At 67.0% G+C, this 23,850-nt stretch carries 15 protein-coding genes; 7 read left to right on the forward strand and 8 right to left on the reverse strand.

Going from position 1 to position 23,850, the window contains the following annotated elements:
* Positions 1–109: 109 nt before the first annotated feature.
* Complete coding sequence (locus ACM1PE_RS06125) at positions 110–1,069, forward strand: helix-turn-helix domain-containing protein (protein ID WP_251877070.1); 960 nt, start codon at positions 110–112, stop codon at positions 1,067–1,069.
* Here ACM1PE_RS06125 and ACM1PE_RS06130 read toward each other — a convergent pair whose 3' ends face one another.
* A complete protein-coding gene (locus tag ACM1PE_RS06130; protein WP_054458727.1) occupies positions 1,070–1,744 on the reverse strand; it encodes an epoxyqueuosine reductase QueH in 675 nt (224 codons plus the stop codon). It lies immediately after the preceding gene.
* An 86-nt stretch (positions 1,745–1,830) separates the two neighbouring features.
* Positions 1,831–4,611: a bifunctional [glutamate--ammonia ligase]-adenylyl-L-tyrosine phosphorylase/[glutamate--ammonia-ligase] adenylyltransferase gene (glnE, locus tag ACM1PE_RS06135; protein ID WP_419343816.1), complete on the reverse strand. Its 2,781-nt coding sequence runs from the start codon at positions 4,609–4,611 to the stop codon at positions 1,831–1,833.
* Between the two features lie 112 nt (positions 4,612–4,723).
* Here glnE and ACM1PE_RS06140 point away from each other — a divergent pair, with 112 nt between their 5' ends.
* Positions 4,724–8,359: a YhdP family protein gene (locus ACM1PE_RS06140; RefSeq protein ID WP_419342687.1), complete on the forward strand. Its 3,636-nt coding sequence runs from the start codon at positions 4,724–4,726 to the stop codon at positions 8,357–8,359.
* Between the two features lie 113 nt (positions 8,360–8,472).
* Here the strand turns inward: ACM1PE_RS06140 and rho are convergent, their stop codons facing one another.
* Both rho and trxA read right to left on the reverse strand, forming a co-directional pair.
* Positions 8,473–9,732 (reverse strand): transcription termination factor Rho, encoded by a 1,260-nt coding sequence (rho, locus tag ACM1PE_RS06145; protein ID WP_054458721.1) that lies wholly within the window; start codon positions 9,730–9,732, stop codon positions 8,473–8,475.
* Positions 9,733–9,849: 117 nt separating this feature from the next.
* Positions 9,850–10,176, reverse strand: a complete 327-nt coding sequence (gene trxA / locus ACM1PE_RS06150; protein WP_006218534.1) for a thioredoxin TrxA — start codon at positions 10,174–10,176, stop codon at positions 9,850–9,852.
* 326 nt (positions 10,177–10,502) lie between these two features.
* Between trxA and ACM1PE_RS06155 the strand changes: the two genes are divergently transcribed.
* The 5 genes from ACM1PE_RS06155 (at position 10,503) to ACM1PE_RS06175 (ending at position 17,371) form a co-directional block, all read left to right on the forward strand.
* Positions 10,503–12,464 (forward strand): DNA topoisomerase IV subunit B, encoded by a 1,962-nt coding sequence (locus ACM1PE_RS06155; RefSeq protein WP_054458719.1) that lies wholly within the window; start codon positions 10,503–10,505, stop codon positions 12,462–12,464.
* Entirely contained in the window at positions 12,464–13,069 is a 606-nt protein-coding gene (locus ACM1PE_RS06160; RefSeq protein WP_054458717.1) for a YcxB family protein, read from the forward strand. Before ACM1PE_RS06155 ends, ACM1PE_RS06160 begins: the two co-directional genes overlap by 1 nt.
* A gap of 35 nt (positions 13,070–13,104) precedes the next feature.
* Positions 13,105–15,441 (forward strand): DNA topoisomerase IV subunit A, encoded by a 2,337-nt coding sequence (gene parC / locus ACM1PE_RS06165; RefSeq protein ID WP_280016176.1) that lies wholly within the window; start codon positions 13,105–13,107, stop codon positions 15,439–15,441.
* Between the two features lie 110 nt (positions 15,442–15,551).
* Entirely contained in the window at positions 15,552–16,175 is a 624-nt protein-coding gene (locus ACM1PE_RS06170) for a TetR/AcrR family transcriptional regulator (protein ID WP_251877066.1), read from the forward strand.
* Complete coding sequence (locus tag ACM1PE_RS06175) at positions 16,172–17,371, forward strand: DUF418 domain-containing protein (RefSeq protein WP_118933601.1); 1,200 nt, start codon at positions 16,172–16,174, stop codon at positions 17,369–17,371. Before ACM1PE_RS06170 ends, ACM1PE_RS06175 begins: the two co-directional genes overlap by 4 nt.
* On the opposite strand, the gene ACM1PE_RS06180 is transcribed toward ACM1PE_RS06175, so the two are convergent.
* From ACM1PE_RS06180 to ACM1PE_RS06195, 4 genes are all read right to left on the reverse strand, one after another.
* Complete coding sequence (locus ACM1PE_RS06180) at positions 17,372–19,990, reverse strand: TRAP transporter permease (protein WP_419342688.1); 2,619 nt, start codon at positions 19,988–19,990, stop codon at positions 17,372–17,374.
* Positions 19,991–20,138: 148 nt separating this feature from the next.
* Positions 20,139–21,143 carry a TAXI family TRAP transporter solute-binding subunit gene (locus tag ACM1PE_RS06185; RefSeq protein WP_059378914.1) on the reverse strand — a complete coding sequence of 335 codons (1,005 nt, stop codon included), beginning with the start codon at positions 21,141–21,143 and terminating at the stop codon, positions 20,139–20,141.
* Positions 21,144–21,299: 156 nt separating this feature from the next.
* Positions 21,300–22,640 (reverse strand): aspartate aminotransferase family protein, encoded by a 1,341-nt coding sequence (locus tag ACM1PE_RS06190; protein ID WP_280016179.1) that lies wholly within the window; start codon positions 22,638–22,640, stop codon positions 21,300–21,302.
* 48 nt (positions 22,641–22,688) lie between these two features.
* Positions 22,689–23,621, reverse strand: coding sequence for a MurR/RpiR family transcriptional regulator (locus ACM1PE_RS06195; protein WP_059378917.1), 933 nt, complete (start codon positions 23,619–23,621; stop codon positions 22,689–22,691).
* Between the last annotated feature and the right edge of the window lie 229 nt (positions 23,622–23,850).

Here is a 23,850-nt window from a genome sequence, read left to right on the forward strand (position 1 = left end):
CGCCGACCGATGCTAGAAAGAGGCAGCATTCCATTCAACGCTGTAGCTGTGTCGCCAGGCAGGCCGTCCCAGGCAAACAGGCACGCCGTTTCGAGACGCCGGAGTCGCCATGTCCCCATCCCTTCTGCGCAGCGAGCCCAGGCACTTCCTGGACTGCGCAAGCTGGCAGGAAAATGTCAGCGATACCTTCGTTCCCCTGGAAGTGTCCGCGGTGTTTCCGGCCCGTTTCCGCAACAGCGTGGCGGTGGATTCGCTGGGCTGGATGCAGGTCTGCGAGTTGCGCAGCAGCGCCCAGCGCGTGCGTCGCAGCAAGCTGCTGGCCAACCGTTCCGAGTCGTCCGGCTACAAGGTGACGCTGCAGCTCGCGGGCCGCAGCGAGATCCGCCAGTCGGGGCGCAGCGCCTTGCTGGTGCCGGGCGAATGGAGCATCTACGACACCACCCGGCCGTACGAAGTCGACGTCGACGATGGCGCGCACTTCCTGGTCATGCAGGTGCCCGGCAAGCATTTCGAGGCCTGGCAGTCTTTCATGCAGAATGCCGTGGCGCGCAGCTTCAGCGCGCGCCAGGGTTGCGGGCGCATGGCGATGGACTTGTTGCGCGTGGCGCTGACCGAGCACGCGCATCTGTCTGAAAGCGCCTCGCGCGATGCCGCCAATGCGGTGCTGCAGATGATGGGGCTGGATATCAGCGAGCGGGCAGGGGGGCAGGCCGAACACGACCAGGCCGAACTGCGCCAGGCGCAATTGCGCCGGGTGCAGCAGCACATGCTTGAAAACCTGCATGATCCGGCGCTGTCGCCGGCGACAGCTGCCGCGGCCTTCCGGATGTCGCGCCGCTATCTCTACAACCTGTTCGCGCAGGCTTCCACGACCCCGGCCGACTTCATCCTCAGCGCGCGGCTCGAGCGTTGCTGCGATACGCTGTGCGACCCCGTTCAGGCCGCGCGGCCGATCGGCGACATCGCCTACAGATTCGGGTTCTCAGATGCGGCGCGTTTCAGCCACGCGTTCCGCAAGCGTTTCGGCGTGTCGCCGTCGGAGTACCGGCGCCATGGGCGCCCGTCCTGATCAGAGCTGTTCCTCGTTGATCAGGTCTTCCTTGCCGTAGAACTTCACGCCGATGTGGATGCGTTCGCGGCCCTGCGAGCGGCGATGGCGGTTGGTGTCGCGCAGCGAATAGACGCAGCCGCAATACTCCTGCTGGTAGAAGTTTTCGCGCTTGCTGATTTCGATCATGCGGGCCGAGCCGCCGCCCTTGCGCCAGTTGTAGGTCCAGTAGATCAGATCGTCGTAGCGCGCCGCGGCGCGTTCGCCGCAACCGTTGATCTGGTTCATGTCCTTCCAGCGCGAAATGCCCAGCGAGCTGGTGATGGTGTCAAAGCCATGCTCGTGCGCGTAGAGCGCCGTGCGTTCGAAGCGCATGTCGAAGCAGGCCGTGCAGCGTTCGCCGCGTTCGGGCGCGTTTTCCATGCCCTTGACGCGGTCGAACCAGTTGTCCATGTCGTAGTCGGCGTCGATGAATTCAATGCCGTGCTGCTCGGCGAAGCGGATGTTCTCCTGCTTGCGGATTTCGTACTCTTTGACCGGGTGGATGTTCGGGTTGTAGAAGTAGATGGCGTAATCGATGCCTGAGGCGGTCATCGCTTCCATGACTTCGCCGGAACAGGGCGCGCAGCACGAGTGCATCAGCACCTTGCGGCGGCCGGCGGGCAGGTCGAGTTTGGGGCGCACGAGTTCGGACATGGCTTGCAGGAAACAAATAAGGCGGAAAACCCCTTATTTTACGCTGAGTTGCCGCTGAAGGGGGGCGCCCCGTCCCCCCCATGCTTTCAGCCCAGCACCGCGTCCCAGAGTTCGCGCACGGCAGCGCGCTCCTCCAGCAACTGGTCCTGCGGCACCCGCGCCTTTTCCACGCCTTGCAGGCGCATCTGGTGCTGGATGCGGCGCAGGGTGCGGTAGGCGTCGCCGGCGCGCGCGGCCAGCTCGGGAGCAATCAGGCCGGCCTCGCCGGACAGGCGCAGCAGGGCGATATTGCCCAGGTTGCGCACCAGCACCGGATGCGTGCCCGAGTGGCAGAGCACCAGGTATTGCGTGACGAACTCCACGTCGACCATGCCGCCGCGATCGTGCTTCAGGTCGAACAGCGGGCTGCTGTTGGGGTGGCCTGCGTTGATTTTTTCGCGCATCGCCAGCACTTCCTCGCGCAGCTTGGCGGCGTCGCGCGGCAGCACCAGGATGTCCTCGCGGATCTGCTCGAAGCGCGCGCCGACGCTGGCGTCGCCCGAGGCGTAGCGGGCGCGGGTCAGCGCCTGGTGCTCCCAGGCCCAGGCGTGCTTGTGCTGGTACTGCTCGAAAGCTTCCACGGACACCGCCAGCAGGCCGGCGTCGCCGTCCGGCCGCAGGCGCAGGTCGACTTCGTACAGGCGGCCGGACGAGGTCATGGTCGAGAGCCACGATGTCATGCGCCGGCCCAGCTTGGCGTAGACCTCGGCGGCGTCGTCGCGCGGGTCGTCGAACAGGAACACCAGGTCCAGGTCCGAGGCATAGCCCAGTTCCTTGCCGCCCAGCTTGCCGTAGGCGATGACGGCGAAGCGCGGTTCGGCGCCCTCGGCCTTGTTGACCAGCGGCCAGGTGCGGCGGATGGTTTCGGTCAGCAGCAGGTCGGCCAGCGCGGACAGCTGGTCGGCCAGCTTTTCCACGGTGAGTTCGCCTTCCAGGTCCTGCGCCAGCAATTGGAAGCTGGCCTGGCGCTGCATGTCGCGCATCAGGTTCATCTGGCGCTCGATGTCCGGGTCGCCGTCGGGCAGCCGGCAGGCGTCCAGATCGGCGGTCAGCTGGCGCGCGATCTGGCCGAAGTCGAGCGGTTCGAACAGGGTGCGCCAGTCGATCAGGCTGTCCAGCAGCAGGGGGTGCTGGGTCAGGTATTGCGCGGCCCAGGGGCTGGCGGCGACCATGCGCGCCACGCGCGCCAGAGTGTCGGGGTATTCGGCCAGCAGGGCCAGGTAGGCGCTGCGCTGGGCGATTTTCTCGATCAGGTCGAACAGCCGCACCGTGGCTTGCAGCGGCGCAGGGGTCTGCAGGGCCGCTCGCAGGGCGGCCGGCAGCAGCGCGTCCATGCGCTTGCGGCTGCTCTCGGGCAGGCTGCGCACGCGGTGGCTGCCCAGCAGGGTTTCGGTACGGCGCAACAGGTCCTGCGCGTCGTCGCCGAAGGCCTGGCTGATCTGTTCGGCCAGTTCGCAACTGCTGTCTGGCTCGTCCGGGCCGGACCCGGGGTCGGCAACGCCGGGCGCGGGCGCCGGCACTTCGGCGTCACCCATGCCGACCAGCCGGAATACGTTGCGGAAGGTCTGCGAGACGAATTGGCGGTGCGCGGTGAGCGTGCTTTCGAAGTCCGCGGGACTCATGCCCAGCGCCGCGGCCAGGGCGGCGCGCTGTTCGGGGTCGCCCGGCAGCAGATGGGTCTGGGCGTCCTCGCGGTATTGCAGGGCGTGCTCGGTGCGGCGCAGGTAGCGGTAGGCCTCTTCGAGCCGGCGCGCGTCTTCCTCGGGCACCAGGCCGGCGGCGCTTTCCGCGTGCAGCGCTTCCAGCAGGCCGCGCTTTTGCAGCGCGGGCATGCGGCCGCCGCGGATCAGCTGGGCAAGCTGCACCACGAATTCGATTTCGCGGATGCCGCCGTCGCCCAGCTTGATATTGTTGGCGCTGTCGATGCCGTTGCGCGCGCTGGCGCGCCGCTGCCAGTCCTGGCGGATGCGTTCCCGCAGCGCGCGCAGGGCCGAGAGCGCATCGAAGTCGAAATACTTGCGGTAGACGAAGGGCACGCGCAGGCTTTCCAGCTGGCGAGCCTGGGCGGCGCTGTCGCTGCCTTCGAAGGCCTGGGCCGGGATCAGCCGGGCCTTGAGCCAGGCGTAGCGTTCCCACTCGCGGCCCTGGCCGATCAGGTAGTGCTCCAACGCGTCCAGGCTCCAGGCCAGGGGACCGGCGTCGCCGTCGGGGCGCAGGCGCAGGTCGGTGCGGAACACCTGGCCGTTGGCGTCGACTTCGGACAGTACCGGCATCATGCGCCGCGTCAGGCGGCCGTAGAACTCGTGATGGCTGATGCGGCGCGGGCCGTCGGTTTCGCCTTCTTCGCCGTACAGCATGATCAGGTCGATGTCGGACGAGACATTCAGTTCGCAGCCGCCCAGCTTGCCCATGCCCACGATCAGCATTTCCTGGGGCAGGCCGGTGGCCGGGTCGCGCGGCACGCCATGCACGGCGGCGAGGTCCGCCGCCACGCTGCGATAGGCCGAGGCCACCGCGGTGTCGGCCAGCGTGGTCATGGCGCCCACGACTTCTTCCAGATCGGCCTGGCCGGTCAGGTCGCGCACGATGAGCGTGTTGAAGACCCGTTCGCGCAGCTTGCGCAGCACCATGCGGCAGGCGTCCACCGGCAGCGTGTCGCCTGCCTGGGGTCCGGCCAGCTCTGCCTGCCAGCGCGCGATCTGCGCGGGCGTGACGGGTTCGCGCACGGCATCGTTCAGCCAGGCGGCCAGATCCGGGTGGGCATCCAGGCGGCGGCGCAGATGGCCGGACCAGGCAAGGGCGGGGGCAAGCGTAGAGGGCGTGGACATGGCGAAAGGGGCGGCGCAATGGGCGCGTTTCAGGTATAAGTGGGGACGATACTGCAAGACCTCTTCTCCTGCCCACCGATCCGTGTCTGTTTCAAAAAAAGTGCTCTGTTGGGTGTTCTGGGCCGTACTGACCGTCTATGGCGTCGTGGCTCTCGGACTGTTGGGCGTGCGCTATTGGGTCCTGCCCCGCGTGGACCAATGGCGTCCCCAGATCGAAGCCTACGCCAGCAAGGCGTTGGGCTCCCGAGTGACCATCGGCTCCATCCAGGCGAACTGGCACGGCCTGAACCCCAAACTCGATCTCACCTCCGTCCAAGTCTACGACGACGAGGTGGACCCCGTGCTGTCCTTGCCTTCCGTTTCGGCGGTGCTGGCCTGGCGCAGCATCCTGGTCCTGTCGCCCAAGCTGCTGCGGCTGCAGCTCGACCGGCCCGAACTCCTTTTGCGGCGCGATCCCGCCAATCACCTGTGGGTCGCGGGCCAGGACATCGATCTCAATAGCGGCGATCAGCGTTCCGACCTGGACCATCCGGCCCTGCGCTGGCTGGGCGCGCAGCGCGAGCTGCGCATCCGCGGCGCGACCATACGCTGGCAGGATGAGTTGCGCCGCGCGCCGGAGCTGACCCTGACGGGCGTCGACTTCCTGGCGCGCAACGGCAGCTTGTCGCATCGCTTCGTGCTCAAGGCCGCAGCGGGCGACGCGTTGGCGCGCAATGTCGAGCTGCGCGGCGAATTCAACCGCAGCCTGTTTTCGGTGAACGCGGCGAATCCCGGTAATTGGGGCGGCCAGCTGTATGTCCAGCTGGACGACGCCGAACCGCTGGCGTGGCAGCCGTGGTTCGAGGTCCCGGCGGTAGCGGGCCGCCTGAGCGGGCGGGCATGGCTGCAGCTGGAGCGTGGCAAGTTCACTGACCTGACCTCGGACGCTGCCGTGCGCGGCCTGCAATGGACCGAGACGGCGCAAGGGGCCGCGGCGCCCGGTTTCAAGGCCGGCTATGTCCAGGCCCGCGTCCAGGGCTTGCCGGGCGACTTCATGCAACTGGAGAGCGTGCCGCTGGCGCGCAGCCCTGGCGCCCCGGCGGTGTCGGTCAGCGGCAAGGCCGAGCACTTGACGCTGTCCTTGCCCGGCGTCTTCGAGCAACCCACGCTGGCGGTGCGCGACGTGGCGCTGGATGCCTCCGTCAAGGGGCCGGACGCCAAGCATTGGTTCGTGGACATAGGCCAGCTGCAACTGGTCAACGACGACCTCGACGTGCGCGTGCAAGGACAGTGGCGCCCCGAGGGCAAGACCGCGGCGGGCAGCGTCGACATGCACGGCGTGATGGCGCGCGGCTCCATGTCCGCCATCCATCGCTATCTGCCGCTGGAGGTCAACGCCGATGCGCGCGAATGGCTGGCTATCGGCTTGCCCGCGGGCGAAATGCAATCCGCCTCCATCACGCTCAAGGGCGATCTCGACGAGTTTCCTTTTGGCGCGCCTGGGGCTCAGGGCGAATTTGTGATCGCCGGCGCATTCAGCGGCGCCAAGGTCGATTACGCGCCTGCGCGCGAACGGCGCAAGGGCTGGCCGATGCTGGAGAACCTGTCCGGCAATTTCCGCATCGACAAGGTCAGCCTGGCGCTGGACAGCGCGGGCGGCGCGGTCGCGCATACCGGGCCGGGGAATACCGTAACGCTCGGGGCGGTTTCCGCAACCATTCCCAACATGGAAGAGAACTCCGAACTGCTGCTGACCGGCGAGACGTCCGGCGCCGTGCCGGCCTATCTGGCGCTGGCCGCCAACTCGCCCTTGGGCGAGCTGCTGGATGGCGCGCTGGACGAGGCGCGCGGCACCGGCGACTGGCGGGTGGGGCTCAAGCTCAAGGTGCCGCTGTTGAACACCGATGACACCCAGGTCCAGGGGAACATCCTGTTCGCGGGCAACTCCTTCACCTTCATGCCGGAGATGCCGCTGCTCAGCCAGATGCACGGCGACCTGGCGTTCTCGGAGACGGGTGTCGAGGCCAAGGATCTGAGGGCCCAGTTCCTGGGCGGCCCGGCGCGGATATACGGACGCCTGGCGCAGAGCACGGACGCCCTGCGCTTCGAGGGCACGCTGGCCGGGCCGGCGCTGACCCAATTGAGCAACACGCCGTCCATGTCGCGCTTTTCGGGCAAGGCGGCCTACAAGGGCAAGGTGGGCTATCAGCGCGGCGGCGCGGTGGACATCTCCGTCGAATCCGATCTGATGGGCATGGCGATCGACATGCCCGCTCCGGTGGGCAAGGCCGCCCAGGCCTCGCAGTTGCTCAAAGTGCAATGGTCGCCCGCGCAGGACCGTGGGGCGCAGAACCGGCGCTGGCTCACCGCCAGCCTGGGCGATGGCGTCAACGCGTTGTTCGAACGGGCGCCGTCCGAAGGGGCGCAATCCTATTTCGCGCGCGGCGCGCTGGGCATCAATCGTCCGGCAAGCCTGCCGGAACGCGGATTCAGCCTGAACGCGAGCCTGCCCGAACTGGACATGGACGCCTGGGAAAAAGTGTCCGACGGCTTCAGTGCGCCTGCGGCCAAGGGCCGTGCCGCGCCCAAGCCCATGCTGCCTGCGGCCGAACGCATCAGCCTGGCGGCCGGCGTCTTGCGGACCGGCGGCTTTACCCTGAACGACCTGACGCTGTACGCGACCCGGCCGGGACCCGCGCAATGGCGCGTGGATCTGCAATCCAAACAGGCCACGGGTTCGCTTGAATGGCGCGAGGCTTCGGGCGCCATCGCCGGCCAGATCACCGCGCGCCTGAAGCACCTGTCGCTGGGCGGCGAGGGCGACACCAACAAAGCCGACGAGGCGCTGTCCTCTGGTAACGACCTGTCCGACATCCCGGCGATCGACCTGCAGGCCAAGGAATTCCTGCTGTACGGCAAGAATGTGGGCGAACTCCAGGTGCAGGGCACGAACCTGCAGCGCGGCCGCCAATGGCGCCTGGACAAGCTGTCCATCGTCAACGACGCGGCCTCGCTCAACGCCACCGGCAACTGGAACCTGGAAGGCCAGGGCCGCGGCCTGACCGTGGACGCCTCGGTCAAGTTCGAAGACGTAGGCAAGTTCCTGGACCGCATCGGCCTCGAGAAAGTGGTCTCGGGCGGAAAGGGCACGATGCAGGGCAAGGCCACCTGGTGCAATCTGCCCTGGACCCACAAGGTCGAAGACCTGACGGGCGAGGTCGACGTCAGTCTGGACAAGGGCCGTTTCATGCACGTCAACTCGCGCACCGCGCGACTGTTGGAGCTGCTGTCCCTGCAGTCGCTGCAGCGGCTGGCGCGGCTGGATGTGAACCCCACCAATCTGCTGCGCGACGGCTTCCCCTTCGACACCATCCGCGGCAAGGTCAAGCTGGCCGACGGCACGGCGTCGACCGAGGGCTATAAGATCAACGGGCCGGTGGCGGCCATCGTGCTGGCGGGCGGCGTCAACATCATCCGCGAACGCTGGGACATGAAGGCCGTGGTGATTCCGAACCTGGACGCCAGCGGGGCGGCCATGGTGACGGCGCTGGCGGTCAATCCGCTGATCGGCCTGGGTGCTTTCGTGACGCAGTGGCTGCTGAAGCAGCCGCTGGCGCGGGCCATGACCATGGAATACGCCGTCACCGGCAGCTGGGACGACCCCAAGATCGAGCCGATAGACGCGTCCGGCAAGCCGGCAGGCAACAAGCAGACCCCACGCCCGGCGCCGCAGCCCGGCACGCTGGAGGAGTTCATGGGCGGGCAGTGAGCCGCGCAGGCAGTCTGTCCGATCCATGAAAGAAAAACGCCCTGGGCGCAAGCGCTCCAGGGCGTTTTTCATGGCCGGGTCCGCGGCGCAGGCGCCGCGGACCGCGACTGGGCTTACTTCTTCTTCATCATGTCGAAGAATTCGGCGTTGGTCTTGGTGGCGCGCATCTTGTCCAGGATGAATTCCATGGACTGGACTTCGTCCATGTCGTGGATGAACTTGCGCAGCACCCAGACCTTCTGCAGCAGGTCCGGAGCGATCAGCAGCTCTTCGCGGCGAGTGCCGGACTTGTTCAGGTTGATCGACGGGTAGACGCGCTTTTCGGCCAGGCGGCGTTCGAGGTGGACTTCGGAGTTGCCGGTGCCCTTGAATTCTTCATAGATGACTTCATCCATGCGGCTGCCGGTTTCGATCAGCGCCGTACCCAGGATGGTCAGCGAACCGCCTTCTTCCAGGTTGCGGGCCGCGCCGAAGAAGCGCTTGGGGCGTTGCAGGGCGTTGGCGTCCACGCCGCCGGTCAGCACCTTGCCGGAGGCCGGCACCACGGTGTTGTAGGCGCGGGCCAGACGGGTGATCGAGTCCAGCAGGATCACGACGTCCTTCTTCATTTCGACCAGGCGCTTGGCCTTTTCGATGACCATTTCCGCGACCTGCACGTGGCGGGTGGCGGGCTCGTCGAAGGTCGAGGCCACCACTTCGCCGCGCACCGTGCGCTGCATTTCGGTCACTTCCTCGGGGCGTTCGTCCACCAGCAGGACGATCATGACCGCGTCGGGATAGTTGGTGGTGATGGCGTGCGCGATGTGCTGCATCATCACCGTCTTGCCGGACTTGGGGCTGGCGACGATCAGGCCGCGCTGGCCCATGCCGATGGGGGCGAAGACGTCGAGAATGCGGCCGGTGAGGTTTTCCTCGCTCTTGATGTCGCGTTCCAGGCGGATGTTGCGGTTCGGGTGCAGCGGCGTCAGGTTTTCGAACATGATGCGATGCTTGATCGCTTCCGGCGCCACGCCGTTGACCTTGTCCACCTTCACCAGGGCGAAATAGCGCTCGCCGTCCTTGGGCGTACGCACTTCGCCTTCGATCGAGTCGCCGGTGTGCAGGTTGAAGCGGCGGATCTGCGAGGGCGAGATGTAGATGTCGTCCGTGCTGGCCAGATACGAGGTCTCGGGCGAGCGCAGGAAGCCGAAGCCGTCGGGCAGGACTTCCAGGACGCCGTCGCCGAAGATCTGCTCGCCTTGCTTGGCGCGCCGTTTCATGATGGCGAACATCAGTTCCTGCTTGCGCAGGCGGTTGGCGTTCTCGATTTCCAGGCCGGCGGCCATTTCCAGCAGCTGCGAGACGTGCAGCGCCTTCAGTTCGTTGAGGTGCATCGCGGTGGATTTTTGGGGGAAAGTGAAGGAGAGTTCTGGCGGCGCGCCACGGACGGGCACACGCGGTATTGAATGAGCGCCGCCCCGAGGGCGGCGCCTTCGTTCACGGCACGCGGCTTACAGCGCGCCGTCCAGGAATGCGGTCAGTTGCGACTTCGACAGCGCGCCAACTTTGGTGGCGGCGGCTTGGCCGTCTTTAAAGAGCATAAGGGTGGGAATGCCGCGGATGCCGTACTTGGTGGCGGTGCCCTGGTTTTCGTCGACATTCAGCTTGGCGATCGTCAGGCGGCCAGCGTACTCCGTGGCGACTTCTTCCAGGATCGGGGCAATCATCTTGCAAGGGCCGCACCAGGCAGCCCAGTAGTCCACCAGCACCGGCTGGCCGGATTTCAACACATCGGCATCGAAGCTGGCGTCACTGACGTTCTTGATTTGGTCGCTCATGATGGTGATTCTCGGTTCGGCAGCAAAAGGCGCGTAAAAAGGGACGCGCCCCGCCGTTGTTCTTGTTTGTGGATGGACTCAAGCATACCACTGTCAATATCAACAGGCATACCACTGTTAATAACAACAGGAGTTGCTGGATTTGTGTAGGATGTTGCGGCGCAGTTATCGCGATCCGGGCCGTATCGACCCGATGCGCTGGCTGTGACTGTCATCATCCTACCGAATTCGGAGCTGCTCAGGTCGTGCTCATCCCACTGGGAGCCGCGCAGAATCTAGACTTATCCGTAAAATGTCGGTTTTTTTCCACAGATGTTGGGGATAACTTGGCCACTCCACGTTACACCGAGGCGTCCATTCGCGTCCTGAAGGGACTGGAGCCCGTGCGGCAGCGCCCGGGCATGTACACCCGAACCGAAAACCCCCTGCACGTCGTGCAGGAGGTCATTGATAACGCCGCAGACGAGGCATTGGCCGGCTACGGCAAGCAGATCCAGGTCACGCTGCACGTCGACGGCAGCGTTTCCGTCGAGGACGACGGGCGCGGCATTCCCGTCGGCCTGCACCCTGAAGAGAACGCTCCCGTGGTGGAGCTGGTGTTCACGCGCCTGCACGCGGGCGGCAAGTTCGACAAGGCGGGCGGCGGCGCCTACGCCTTCTCCGGCGGCCTGCACGGCGTGGGCGTGTCCGTCACCAATGCCCTGGCCACGCGCCTGGAAGTGGTGGTGTGGCGCGACGGCGCCGTCAACCGCCTGGTTTTCAAGGGCGGCGACGTGGCCGAGCCCCTGGCGCCCTACGACCAGGGCGGCCGCAAGAAGTCCGGCACCCGCGTGCGCGTGTGGCCGGATGCCAAGTATTTCGACAGCCCCAACATTCCGCTGGGCGAGCTGACGCACCTCTTGCGCAGCAAGGCCGTGCTGCTGCCGGGCGTCAAGGTGTCCCTGGTCAACGAGAAGACCGGCGACACCAAGACCTGGCAGTACCAGGACGGCCTGCGCGGCTATCTGTCCGAGGCGCTGGCCGGGGCGGAGCTGATGGTGCCGTTCTTCGAAGGCGAACAGTACGCCGGGGCCGACCATGAGAACTTCGCCGAAGGCGAGGGCGCCCAGTGGGTAGTGGCCTGGACCGAGGACGGCAACGCAGTGCGCGAGTCGTACGTGAACCTGATTCCGACGCCGGCCGGCGGCACCCATGAATCGGGCTTGCGCGAAGGCCTGTTCGGCGCGGTCAAGGGTTTCGCCGAACTGCACAGCCTGCTGCCCAAGGGCGTCAAGCTGCTGCCGGAAGACGTGTTCGCCCGCGCCAGCTTCGTGCTGTCGGCCAAGGTGCTGGACCCGCAGTTCCAGGGGCAGATCAAGGAACGCCTGAACAGCCGCGACGCGGTGCGCCTGGTTGGCGGCTTTTCCAAGAGCGCGCTGGACCTGTGGCTGCACAGCAACGTCGAGTACGGCAAGAAGCTGGCCGAACTCGCCATCCGCCAGGCCCAGGCGCGCCAGCGCTCGGCGCAGAAGGTCGAAAAGCGCAAGAGCTCGGGCGTGGCCGTGCTGCCGGGCAAGCTGACCGATTGCGAGTCCAGCGACGCGACCCGCACCGAAGTCTTCCTGGTCGAGGGCGACTCCGCCGGCGGTTCGGCCAAGATGGGCCGCGACAAGGAATTCCAGGCCATCCTGCCGCTGCGCGGCAAGGTGCTCAATTCCTGGGAAGTGGACCGCGACCGGCTCTTTGCCAACAACGAAATCCATGACATTTCCGTCGCCATCGGCGTGGACCCGCACGGCCCCGGCGACACGCCGGACCTGTCGGGCCTGCGCTACGGCCGCATCTGCATCCTGTCCGATGCGGACGTCGACGGCTCGCACATCCAGGTGCTGCTGCTGACGCTGTTCTACAAGCACTTCCCCAAGCTGGTCGAGGCCGGCAACGTGTTCGTGGCCAAGCCGCCGCTGTTCCGCCTGGACGTGCCGGCGCAGGGCAAGCGTCCGGCGCGCAAGATCTACTGCTTGGACGAAGGCGAACTTGAAGCCGCGCAGGACAAGCTGCGCAAGGAAGGCGTGCGTGAAGGCGCCTGGGCCGTCAGCCGCTTCAAGGGCCTGGGCGAAATGAACCCCGAGCAGCTGTGGGAAACCACCATGAATCCGGACACGCGCCGCCTGCTGCCCGTGGGCTACGGCGACCAGACTCCCGAGGACACCACCCGCATGTTCGACATGCTGATGGGCAAGGGCGAGTCCTCGCAGCGCCGCGCCTGGATCGAAGAGAAGGGCAACCTGGCGGAGCTGGACATCTGATGGCCGGGTCCGCGCCTGGCTCGGCCCGCATGGACGTCCAGATGACGGCCGACGACTACGCCGACTTCGCCGCTTACGTGTACAAGCGGCCGGAGCTGCGCCGCCGCCGCTACCGGTCCCATCTGCGATTCGCGGTCCTGATGATCGTGGCCCTGCTGGCCTACCTGATCTGGCAGACCTGGGACGGCAATACGCCGAACTGGGGGCGGATCCTGCCCGTGTATTTCCAGGGCTTGGCGGTGGGCCTGGGCATACTTGCGCTCCTGGCGCTGGCCTACGAGTACGTCCTGCCCTCGCTGGTCAGGATGAACACGCGCCGCATGTTGAAGCGACAGCCCGACGAGTTGTTCCTGGGCCGCCATCAGCTGGATTTCGGCCCCGATGGCATCACGGATACCACTGCCACCGCCTCCGGACGCATGGACTGGTCCGATGTGCGGCGGGTCGAGGAAACTCCGCAACATCTCTATGTCATTCTCGGCACCTTGCAAGGCGTGATCATCCCCAAACGCGGGCAGGATGCCGCCACGTTGGATGCGGTGCGGACCCAGTTGCGCGCGCATGTCGCCGATACGCAGCTGATGTCGTCCGCGCAGGCGCTTTGACGCCGTTTCGATGAAATTGTCTACCTGAATACATCATGACCGACAGCAATCAACCCGGCTTGTTCGATTCCAACCCGCCCGGCGGCGATGGCGGCGGCGATGGCGATGCCGCCATCACCCTGGCGCGCTACGCCGAGCAAGCCTATCTGGACTACGCGGTGTCCGTGGTGCGGGGCCGCGCCCTGCCGGACGTGGGCGACGGGCAGAAACCCGTGCAGCGGCGCATCCTGTTCGCCATGCAGGCGATGGGGCTGGCGGCTGGCGCCAAGCCCGTCAAATCCGCGCGCGTCGTGGGCGACGTGCTGGGCAAGTATCACCCGCATGGCGACCAGGCCGCCTATGACGCCATGGTGCGCATGGCGCAGGATTTCTCGCTGCGCTATCCGTTGATCGACGGCCAGGGCAACTTCGGTTCGCGCGACGGCGACAACGCCGCCGCCATGCGCTACACGGAAGCCCGCCTTACCCCCATCGCCAAGCTGCTGCTGGACGAGCTGGACGAAGGCACCGTGGACTTCGTGCCCAACTATGACGGCAGCCAGCAAGAGCCGCAGATGCTGCCGGCGCGCCTGCCCGTGATGCTGCTCAACGGCGCCTCGGGTATCGCGGTCGGCATGGCGACCGAGATCCCGCCGCACAACCTGCGCGAAGTGGCGCAGGCTTGCGTGGCGCTGCTGAAGCATCCGCAGATGCCGGACGCCGAGCTGCACGCCCTGATCCCGGGGCCGGACTTCGCGGGCGGCGGGCAGATCATCACGCCGGCCGAGGACATCGCCCAGATCTACGCGGGCGGCCGCGGTTCGCTCAAGGTGCGTGCGCGCTGGCAGTTCGAGGAAATGGCGCGCGGCCAATGGCAACTGGTGGTCACCGAGCTGCCGCCGGGCACCTCGGGCCAGAAGGTGCTGGAAGAGATCGAGGAAATCACCAACCCCAAGGTCAAGACCGGCAAGAAGAGCCTGACGCCCGAGCAGACGCAGGCCAAGGCCGTGATGCTGAACCTGCTGGACGCCGTGCGCGACGAGTCGGGCAAGGATGCCGCCGTGCGCCTGGTCTTCGAACCCAAGACCTCGCGCGTGGACCGCGACGAATTCGTCAACACGCTGCTGGCGCAGACCAGCATGGAAAGCAGCTCGTCCATCAACCTGGTGTGCATTGGCACCGACGGCCGGCCGCGCCAGAAGGGGCTGCGCGACATCCTGGTCGAATGGCTGGCGTTCCGCACCAATACCGTGGTGCGCCGCACGCGCTTCCGCCTGGACAAGGTCATCGACCGCATCCACGTGCTGGAAGGCCGCATGGTCGTCTACCTGAACGTGGACGAAGTCATCCAGACCATCCGCGAATCCGATGAGCCGCGCGCCGCGCTGATGGAACGCTTCAAGCTGTCCGAACGCCAGGCCGAGGACATCCTGGAAATGCGCCTGCGCCAGCTGGCGCGCCTGGAAGGCTTCAAGATCGAACAGGAACTGGCCGACAAGCGCGACGAGCAGGTGCGCCTGCAGGAACTGCTGGACAACCCCGCCTCGCTCAAGCGCCTGCTGATCAAGGAAATCGAAGCCGACGCCAAGCAATACGGCGACGACCGCCGTACGCTGATCGAGACCGCCGAACGCGCCGTGCTCGAAACCAAGGTGCTGGACGAACCCGTCACCGTGATCGTGTCGCAAAAGGGCTGGCTGCGCGCCCGCCAGGGCCACGGCCATGATGCGTCGCAATTCGGCTTCAAACAGGGCGATGATCTGTACGGCGCCTTCGAGTGCCGTACCACCGACACGCTGATCGCCGTGGGCGACAACGGCCGCGTCTATTCGGTGCCGGTCGCCGGGCTGCCTTCGGCGCGCGGCGACGGCCAGCCGGTCACCACCATGATCGACCTGGGCAGCGGCACGCGCATCGTCCACACCATCGCTGCCGCGCCCGACAGCCGCTGGCTGCTGGCCACGCGCGGCGGCTACGGCTTTGCCGCCAAGCTGTCCGACATGGTCAGCCGCCAGCGCGCCGGCAAGCAGTTCATCACCCTGGAAGAGGGCGACGAACTGCTGCGTCCGGTGCCGCTGTTCGACGGCGCCAAGCAATTGGCGCTGCTGTCGCACAAGGGCAAGTTCCTGGTGTTCGGCCTGGACGAGGTCAAGACGCTGTCCGGCGGCGGCCGTGGCACCATCCTGATGGGGCTGGACGGCAGCGACAAGCTGGACCAGACCGTGCCCATCGGCGCGGGCGGCCTGCGTGCGGCCGGCATCTACCGCAACAAGCACACCGAAGACATCCTGGTGGGCGACGCGCTGGCGCCTTACATCGGCAAGCGCGCCCGCAAGGGCCGGGCGCTGGATGTGCGGCCCAAGCAGCCGGTGCTGTCGCCGGTGCTGGGCTAGGCGTCGGGCAGGCAAGAGAATGGCGGGCTGCGGCCCGCCATTTTTTTCGTCTGTTGACTGGCTGCACGATTCCGGCATTTAATAGATAGATCGTTCAGTCTATTAATAACATGCGCAAGATCGACCCCATCAAACAGCAGGAACGGCGCAACCAGATATTGGCCGCCGCGGCGGATTGCTTTGCCGAGCACGGCTTCCACTCGACCTCGACGGCGCAGATCTGCGCCCGCGCCGGCATGAGTCCCGGCAACCTGTTCCACTACTACGGCAGCAAGGCCGAAATCATCGAAGCGATGATCGCGTCGGATACCGAATCCGCGCGCGACCGCATGCGGCAAGCGTGCGCCGCGCCCGACGCGAGGCGGGCGCTGGCGGACTGGGTCGCGGCGCAGTTGGCGCAGCATCAAGATCCGGCCTACGTCAGGCTGGGCATGGAGATCCTGGCCGAGGCCGTGCGCAACCCGCGCGTGCACGCCCTGGTGATGGAGAACGAGGCGGCGCGCAAGGCCGGCCTGGTGGCCTTGCTTGAAACGGTTTGGGCGCAACGCATGCCGCCGCAGCCCCTAGCCGAGATGGCCGATACGCTATTGCTGCTGCTGGACGGCGTCTACAGCCGGTCGGTGGTGGACCCCGCCTTTGGCGCGGCGGCGGGCAGCCGTCTCCTGGAGCAGGCCCTGTCGCGGTGCCTGCCTGATGGCGCGCAACAAGGCTCAGCCGCAGGGAGGCGGGCATGAACGCGCCGGCAACCCACGCGCGTCTGGCGCAGGTCGATGCGCTGCGCGGTTTCGCGCTCTTCGGCATCCTGGTGGTCAATATCGGCGTGTTCTCTTCGCCGTTCTATGGCGCCGGCGTGGCCGACCCGGCGTACTCGCAGCCCTTGGATCTGACCGTGCGCTGGCTGATCGCCTGGCTGTTCGAGACCAAGTTCTATCTGCTGTTCTCATTCCTGTTCGGCTACAGCTTCACCTTGCAGATGAGCGCCGCCGAACGCGGCCAGGCGGCTTTCGCGCCGCGCTTCCTGCGCCGCTTGGCGGGCCTGGCTTTGCTGGGGCTGGCGCACGCGGTGCTGTTCTACCAGGGCGACATACTCCTGACCTACGCGCTGCTGGGCCTGGCGTTGCTGCTGTGCCGGCGGATGGAGCCGCGGCGGGCGCTGCGCATTTCGCTGTGGCTCATCGTGCTGACGGCATCGTTGTGGGCCATTCTGGGCGCGTTGAGCTACCTGGACCCGGTGGCGCCCGGGTACGAGGCGCAGTATCAAGCGGACGCCCTGGCGGCGATCGATGCATACCGGGGCACCATCGGCACGACCATTGCGCAGCATTGGAATGAGCTGACCGGGGGCGTGTGGTTCACGGTGCTGTTCGTGCAGGGGCCGTTCGCGTTCGCCATGTTCCTGGCGGGCTACGCGCTGGGCCGCCGCAACGCGCTGGCCGATCCCTGGCGTCAGCCGCGGGCGCTGTGGCTGCTGTGCGCGCTGGGACTGGCGCCAGGCCTGGCCGGTTCCGCGGCCTATGCCTTCAGCACGCTGCCGTCGGCGGGGGCAGCCTGGGAATTGCCGGGCCTGGCGGTGGACCTGCTGACCGCGCCGCTGCTCAGCATGTCGTACGCGGCAGCCTTGCTGCTGGCCATGCGCACGCAGCCGGGGGCGCGGCTGGCGGGCTGGCTCGCGCCCGCCGGGCGGATGGCATTGAGCAATTACCTGATGCAATCCGTGGTCTGTGCCTTTCTCTTCACCGCCTGGGGCCTGCGCCTGTTCGGCTCGGTGTCGCCGCTGGCGACGTTCTGCATTGCCGTGGCGATATTCGCGGCGCAGTTGCCGCTGTCCGCCTGGTGGCTGCGGCGCCACGCCTACGGCCCGGTCGAGTGGTTCCTGCGCGCGCTCACCATCGGCGCCTGGCCGGCCTGGCGGCGCGCGCGGACAGACTGATCAGACCGGCTTGGCGCGCAGCCGGCCGACGGGGGCGCCGCCGTCGCGCCGGCCCTGGCGTGCCCACATTCCCGCCAGCAGCAGCAATGCGGGCACATAGACCCAGAAGTCGGACCAGCGCTGCGGGTTGGGCGCTTTGACTTCCAGCACGTCCCAGCCTTGTTCCCAGCCGGCGCGCTGGGCGCGGCTGCCGAAGCGCACGCCGCCGATCTGCGTCTGGTCGCCCAGGCTCATCAGCGTCAGTCCGGCTTCGGCCAGGCGCTTGCGGCCCGCGTCCTGCCCGGCTGCGTCGCCGGTCAATTCGGGCAGGGCAACGGCCACGGTCTTGGTCAGTTCATCGCCTTCCAGGTTGATGCCGCGCAGCACCACCGTCAGCCGTCCGTTGTCGGGCAGCGCGCCCGCGATGGCTTGCATCTCGGACGCCGGACGGCTTTCATGGCGCGGCGCGAAATGGTCCATGAACCAGTCCGGACGGAACAGCATGAACGTGATCAGCAGCAGTACCCCGACCTCGGCCAGCGTGCAGCGCACGCGGAACCAGCGCATGGTGGCGGCGGCGAAGGTCAGCGAGGCGATCGTGGCGCCCGTCACGACCAGCGCCAGTTCCCAACCGTAGGTGACGTCGATCAGCAGCAGCATGGGGTTGAACACGAACATGAACGGCAGGATGGCCGTGCGCGCCGCGTAGGTCACGCCCTGGATACCGGTCTTGATCGGGTCCTCGCCCGAGATGGCGGCGGCCGCGAAGGTCGCCAGGCCGACGGGCGGCGTGATGTCGGCCATGATGCCGTAATAGAAGACGAACATGTGCACCGCGATCAGCGGAATCACCAGGCCGCTCTGCGCGCCCAGCTCCACCACCACGGGCGCCATCAGCGTCGCCATCAGGATGTAGTTGGCCGTGGTCGGCATGCCCAGGCCCAGGATCAGGCACACCACCGCCGTGAAGATCAGCATCAGCAGCACGTTGCCCATCGACACCAGCTCGACGAAGGCCGTCATGCGCAGGCCCAGGCCGGTCAGTGTGATGGCGCCGACGATCAGTCCGGCGGTGCCGCAGGCGATGGCGATGCCTATCATGTTGCGGGCGCCGTCCTCCAGGCCGCCGAGGGCGTCGCGCCAGCCATGGCGCCAGGCCGCGGACACCGGCTGCTTGCGGAACCAGGCGATCAGCGGACGCTGCGTCACCATCTGGAACAGCATCGCCATCGCCGCCCAGAACGCCGACAGTCCGGCCGACAGCTCTTCCACGCTCAGGCACCAGACCAGGATGCCGATGGGTATCAGGAAGTAGAGTCCGGCGCGCACCGTGGGCCAGGGCTGCGGGCGCACGGGGTGGTTGATGTCGATGTCCTGCGGCAGATCGGGGTGGCGCGCCGCCACGCGCAGCAGCCACAGATAGAGCACGGCCAGGATGGCCAGCAGCACCCAGATGGCCGCGGCGCCCGCCACGGCCTGCACGCCCGTGCCTATCCAGTAGACCGCGCCCATCACCAGCAAGGTGCCGCTGATGCCCATGCCCCATCCGGCCAGCTTCTGCAGCGGCGTGCGGGCGGGGCCCGAGGCCATCATGGGCTGGATGCCCAGTTTCAGGGCTTCCAGGTGGACGATGTAGAACAGCGCGATGTAGGAGATCGCGGCCGGCAGGATCGCGTGGCGGATGATGTCGGTATAGGGGATGCCTACGTACTCGATCATCAGGAAGGCGGCCGCGCCCATCACGGGCGGCATGATCTGGCCGTTGACGGACGAGGCGGTCTCGATGGCCCCGGCGCGCACGCCGCCGTATCCGGCCTTCTTCATGAGCGGAATCGTGAAGATGCCGCCGGTCACCACATTGGCCACCGACGACGCCGACACCAGGCCGTTGACGGCGGAGGACACCACCGCCACCTTGGCCGGTCCGCCGCGCAGGTGCCCCAGCAGCGCGAACGACACCTGCATCATGTAGTTGCCGGCGCCGCACTTGTCCAGCATCGAGCCCAGCAGCACGAAGATGAAGATGTACGACACCGATACGCCCAGCGCCACGCCATAGACGCCTTCCGTCGTCAGCCACATGTGCGACATCAGGCGCTCCAGCGAAGCGCCGCGGTGCGCCAGCACGTCGGGCAGCCAGGGCCCGGCCAAGGCATAGGCCACGAACACCAGGCCCAGCACCGTCATGGGCAGGCCGAGCGCGCGGCGCGTCACCTCCAGCAGCAGGGCCAGGCCGATCGCGGCCGTGGCCACGTCCATGGTCGTGGGTTGGCCGGGGCGGCCCGCCAGCTCGTTGTAGAACAGGTACAGATAGCTGCCGCAGAAGCCCGCCATCAGCGCCAGCGCCCAGTCGTACCAGGGCATGCGGTCGCGCGCCGAGCGCTTGCTGGCCGGGTAGGCCAGATAGCCCAGGAACATGGCGATGCCCAGGTGCAGGGCGCGCGCCTCGGTGTCGTTGAAGATGCCCCAATTCAGGGAGAACGGCAACGGCGACGCGTACCAGAGCTGGAAGAGGGACCAGATCAGCGCGCCCGCCGCCAACGTGGCGCCCGCCAGGCCACGCACATTGCGGCCTCCGCGGTCGGCGTCGGCGACCAGCTGTTCCAGGTCCGGGGCCGGCGTATGCGGCTCTTTATTCATGAAATTCCCCTACGTGTCATGGCGCGCGCCGGCGGCGCGGCGCGCGTTGAGTCCCCGCGCTTGCTGTGCGTCAGGGACGGCAGCCTGCGTGGCCGGGCTGGACCGGGCTCCGCTGGCGTGCCGTTTCAGCGGCCCTTGGGCCCGGGCCTCAGAGCAGGCCCTTTTCCTTGAAGTACTTCTCGGCGCCCGGATGCAGCGGCGCCGACAGCCCGTTCTTCACCATGTCCGCCGCCTTCAGGTTGGCGAACGCGGGATGCAGCTTCTTGAAGTCGTCGAAGTTGTCGAACACCGCCTTGACCACGGTGTAGACAGTGGCTTCGGGCACGTCGGCCGAGGTGACGAAGGTGGCCGTCACGCCGTAGGTCTTGGTTTCCGTCGGGTTGTTCGGATACAGCCCGGCCGGAATCGAGGCGTGGGCGTAGTACGGGTACTTCTCGACCAGCTTGTCCACGGCCGGGCCGGTCAGCGACACGAGCTTGGCGCCGCAGCTGGTGGTGGGGTCCTGGATGTTGGCCGAGGGGTGGCCCACGCCATAGAAGAAGCCGTCGATCTTGCCGTCGCACAGCGCCGAGCCGTGCTCGTCGGGACGCAGTTCGGACGCCAGCGAGAAGTCCTTCAGGGTCCAGCCCATGGTGCTCAGCAACTCCTCCATCGAGGCGCGCGTGCCCGAGCCAGGGTTGCCGACGTTGAAGCGCTTGCCCTTGAGGTCTTCGAAGCTCTTGACGTTCGCTTCCTTGCGCGTCACGACGGTGAAGGGCTCGGGGTGGATGGAGAACACCGAGCGCAGCTTGGTGTACGGCCCGGCCTGCTTGAACTGGCCTTCGCCCTTGTAGGCGTTGAAGCCCACGTCGGATTGCACCACGCCCAGGTCCAGTTCGCCGGCCTTGATGGTGTTGGCGTTGAAGACCGAGCCGCCGGTCGATTCGACCGAGCAGCGGATGCCGTGGCTGGAGCGGTCTTTATTGACCAGGCGGCAGATGGCGCCGCCGGCGGCATAGTAGACGCCGGTGACGCCGCCCGTGCCGATGCTGACGAACTTCTGTTGAGCGGCGGCGGGCGCCGGCGCCGTGGACAGCAAGGCCGTGGCGAGGCCCGCGGCTGCGAGCGTCCAGGCGTTGCGATGGCCCAAGGGGTGTTTGACGGACGTGGTCATGCAAACTCCTTTTGGGGTTTTTCCCCGTGATATTGCCGGTCTTGGCCGGCGGTTGGTGCGCCCCGCGAGCCGCGGAGCACCCTGTGCGTATCATCACGAGCCCGCGCCAGGCGGGCGGCGCGGCGCATTCCCTTGCGCCGCGCTTGCAGCAGGCGGCTAGGCGCGCGCCTGCGCGATAGCGGCGTCGATGGCGCCGCTCAGACGTTCGGTCAACTGGTCCAGCTCATCGTCGGAGATGATGAAGGGCGGGGCGAGCAACACGTGGTCGCCGTGGCGGCCGTCGATGGTGCCGCCCATTGGGTAGACCATCAGGCCGCGCGCCATGGCCTCGCGCTTGATGCGGGCGTGCAGCGACAGCGCGGGGTCGAAGGTCTGCTTGCTGGCGCGGTCCTGCACCAGCTCGATGCCCATGAAGAGGCCGCGGCCGCGGATGTCGCCGACGTGCGGATGCGCGCCCAGCGCGCTGTCCAGCCGCTGGCGCAAGCCTGCGCCCTGCGCTTGCACGCGCGCCAGCAGGCCGTCGCGCCGGATCACTTCCTGCACGGCGAGCGACGCGGCGCAGGCGATCGCATGGCCCAGGTAGGTATGGCCATGCTGGAAGAAGCCGCTGCCTTGCTGCATGGCCTCCACGATGCGCTGCTGCACCATCACCGCGCCGATCGGCTGATAGCCGCCGCCCAGGCCCTTGGCGATGGTGATCAGGTCAGGCGTGACGCCTTCCTGTTCCACCGCGTACAGCGTGCCGGTGCGGCCCATGCCGCACATGACCTCGTCGGCGATCAGCAGCACGCCGTGACGGTCGCAGACTTCGCGGATACGGCTGAAATAGCCCGGCACCGCCGTGACGGCGCCGGCGGTGGCGCCGACCACGGGCTCGGCCACGAAAGCCATCACCGTGCCCGGACCCAGGCGCTCAAAGGTCTGTTCCAGTTCCTGCGCCAGGCGCTCGCCGTATTGCTCGGGGCTTTCGTCCTCGCGCTGGTCGCGGTAGGCGTAGCAGGGCGACACGTGCTCGACCTCGATCAACAGCGGCGCGAACTGCGCGCGGCGCCAGGCATTGCCGCCCACCGCCAGCGCGCCCAGCGTGTTGCCGTGATAGCTCTGGCGCCGCGCGACGATGTGGCGGCGTTCCGGCTGGCCGATTTCCACGAAATACTGCCGCGCCATTTTCAGCGCGGCTTCGACGGCTTCCGAGCCGCCCGAGACGAAGTAGGCGTGGGAAATGCCTGGCGGCGCATCGGCTACCAGGCGCTCGGCCAGTTGTTCCGCGACCTCGGTCGTGAAAAAGCTGGTGTGGGCATAGGCCAGCGCATCGATCTGCGCGTGCATGGCGGCCTGGATGTCGGGGTGGTTGTGTCCCAGGCAGGAGACCGCCGCGCCGCCCGAACCGTCGAGGTAGGAGCGGCCGGAGCTGTCATAGACCCACACGCCCTGGCCGCGGACTGCGACGGGAGGCGTCTGGCGCAATGAACGATGCATGACATGGGTGTGGCTCATGGGGCAATTCCGCAATGCAGGAGGTTGAAGGCGAATCCGGACGGGATGTCAGGCGGGGCGGCGCGGCGGCGCGCTGCTCCAGTAAACGTTGTCGTTGAGCAGGCGCTGCTCCACTTCGGTCAGGCGGTTCAGCACTTCCTCGCCGCCGCGCGCGGTCAGGCGGGCGATCAGGTGCTCGGCCAGGCCGAGCAGGCCGGCGGTGGTGTGGAAGAACGACCCGGGGCCCTGGCGCGCCGGGCGCGCCCGCACGCCTTCGCGATCCGGGGGCGCGAAGCGCAAGGTGTGGCGGGCGTCGACCGCCAGCGGCGACAAGGGGTCATCGGTCAGCGCGATCAGCGCCACGCCGCGCTGCACGGCCTGGCGGGCCAGCTGCACGGTGGCGGTGGGATAGGGCGCCTGCGAGATCACGATGAGCGCATCGCCGGTTCCCAGGTTGTCGGCCTGTTCGGCGGGGGCGCCGCCCAGACCGTCGATGAGCACGCTGTTGCGCCGCACCAGCTGGTACGCATAGCGCATCTGGAATGCGATGCCGAAAGCCGAGCGGGTACCCAGGAAGCCGACCTGCCTGGCTTCCAGCAGGGTCTGCACCGCAGCGTCGAAGGCGGAGGGCGGGTTCAGCGCGCAGACTGAGCTCATGGCCTGGACCTGATAGTCGGTGAGCACGTCGTGCCCGGCCGCCGCGGGTTCGCCCGCCGCCGCCTGCAGCGCGGCGGCGCGGTCACGCAGTCCTGGCGTGGCTTGTCCGGCCAGGGCCTGCTGGAAGGGTTGGCGGAAATCCTCATAGCTGGAAAAGCCGACGGCCCGCGCCAGCCGCAGCATGGTTGCCGGCGCCACGCCCAGGGTCTGGGCCTGGCGCCGCATGGACCACAGGCCGACCTCGGCGGGGTGTGCCACGACCCAGTGCGCCGCCCGCTGCAGTTCCGGCGGCAGTTGTTCCAGTTTTTCCTGGAGGGTCAGAAGGAGGTCGGACGGCAAGGACATGTACGGCGGCTGGAGTGCGTAAAAAACAGATGATAAATCTGTGTTCGATAAAAAAACATATGTTTTTATAAGGATTTCCACCTAGAACGCTTGTCGGCGAAGGCAAGGCTATTCTCAGGTAAGTCCTTGAAATTCGCTGCCAATTCCAGCAAATAGGAGCTTATTTACTTACATCATGCAACGGGATTTTTGTTTGACGGGAATGAATCGTGCGCATATCATTTGTGTA

Origin of the sequence: Achromobacter sp. PD1 (assembly GCF_048541815.1) — a bacterium.
Classification (GTDB): Bacteria; Pseudomonadota; Gammaproteobacteria; order Burkholderiales; family Burkholderiaceae_B; genus Achromobacter; species Achromobacter bronchisepticus_A.

Excerpts from the sequence above, each read along its gene's own strand:
- ACM1PE_RS06125 (WP_251877070.1), top strand. The coding sequence starts at position 110 with ATGTCCCCATCCCTTCTGCGCAGCGAGCCCAGGCACTTCCTGGACTGC.
- ACM1PE_RS06130 (WP_054458727.1), bottom strand. The coding sequence starts at position 1,744 with ATGTCCGAACTCGTGCGCCCCAAACTCGACCTGCCCGCCGGCCGCCGC.
- glnE (WP_419343816.1), bottom strand. The coding sequence starts at position 4,611 with ATGTCCACGCCCTCTACGCTTGCCCCCGCCCTTGCCTGGTCCGGCCAT.
- rho (WP_054458721.1), bottom strand. The coding sequence starts at position 9,732 with ATGCACCTCAACGAACTGAAGGCGCTGCACGTCTCGCAGCTGCTGGAA.
- trxA (WP_006218534.1), bottom strand. The coding sequence starts at position 10,176 with ATGAGCGACCAAATCAAGAACGTCAGTGACGCCAGCTTCGATGCCGAT.
- ACM1PE_RS06160 (WP_054458717.1), top strand. The coding sequence starts at position 12,464 with ATGGCCGGGTCCGCGCCTGGCTCGGCCCGCATGGACGTCCAGATGACG.
- parC (WP_280016176.1), top strand. The coding sequence starts at position 13,105 with ATGACCGACAGCAATCAACCCGGCTTGTTCGATTCCAACCCGCCCGGC.
- ACM1PE_RS06170 (WP_251877066.1), top strand. The coding sequence starts at position 15,552 with ATGCGCAAGATCGACCCCATCAAACAGCAGGAACGGCGCAACCAGATA.
- ACM1PE_RS06175 (WP_118933601.1), top strand. The coding sequence starts at position 16,172 with ATGAACGCGCCGGCAACCCACGCGCGTCTGGCGCAGGTCGATGCGCTG.
- ACM1PE_RS06180 (WP_419342688.1), bottom strand. The coding sequence starts at position 19,990 with ATGAATAAAGAGCCGCATACGCCGGCCCCGGACCTGGAACAGCTGGTC.
- ACM1PE_RS06185 (WP_059378914.1), bottom strand. The coding sequence starts at position 21,143 with ATGACCACGTCCGTCAAACACCCCTTGGGCCATCGCAACGCCTGGACG.
- ACM1PE_RS06190 (WP_280016179.1), bottom strand. The coding sequence starts at position 22,640 with ATGAGCCACACCCATGTCATGCATCGTTCATTGCGCCAGACGCCTCCC.
- ACM1PE_RS06195 (WP_059378917.1), bottom strand. The coding sequence starts at position 23,621 with ATGTCCTTGCCGTCCGACCTCCTTCTGACCCTCCAGGAAAAACTGGAA.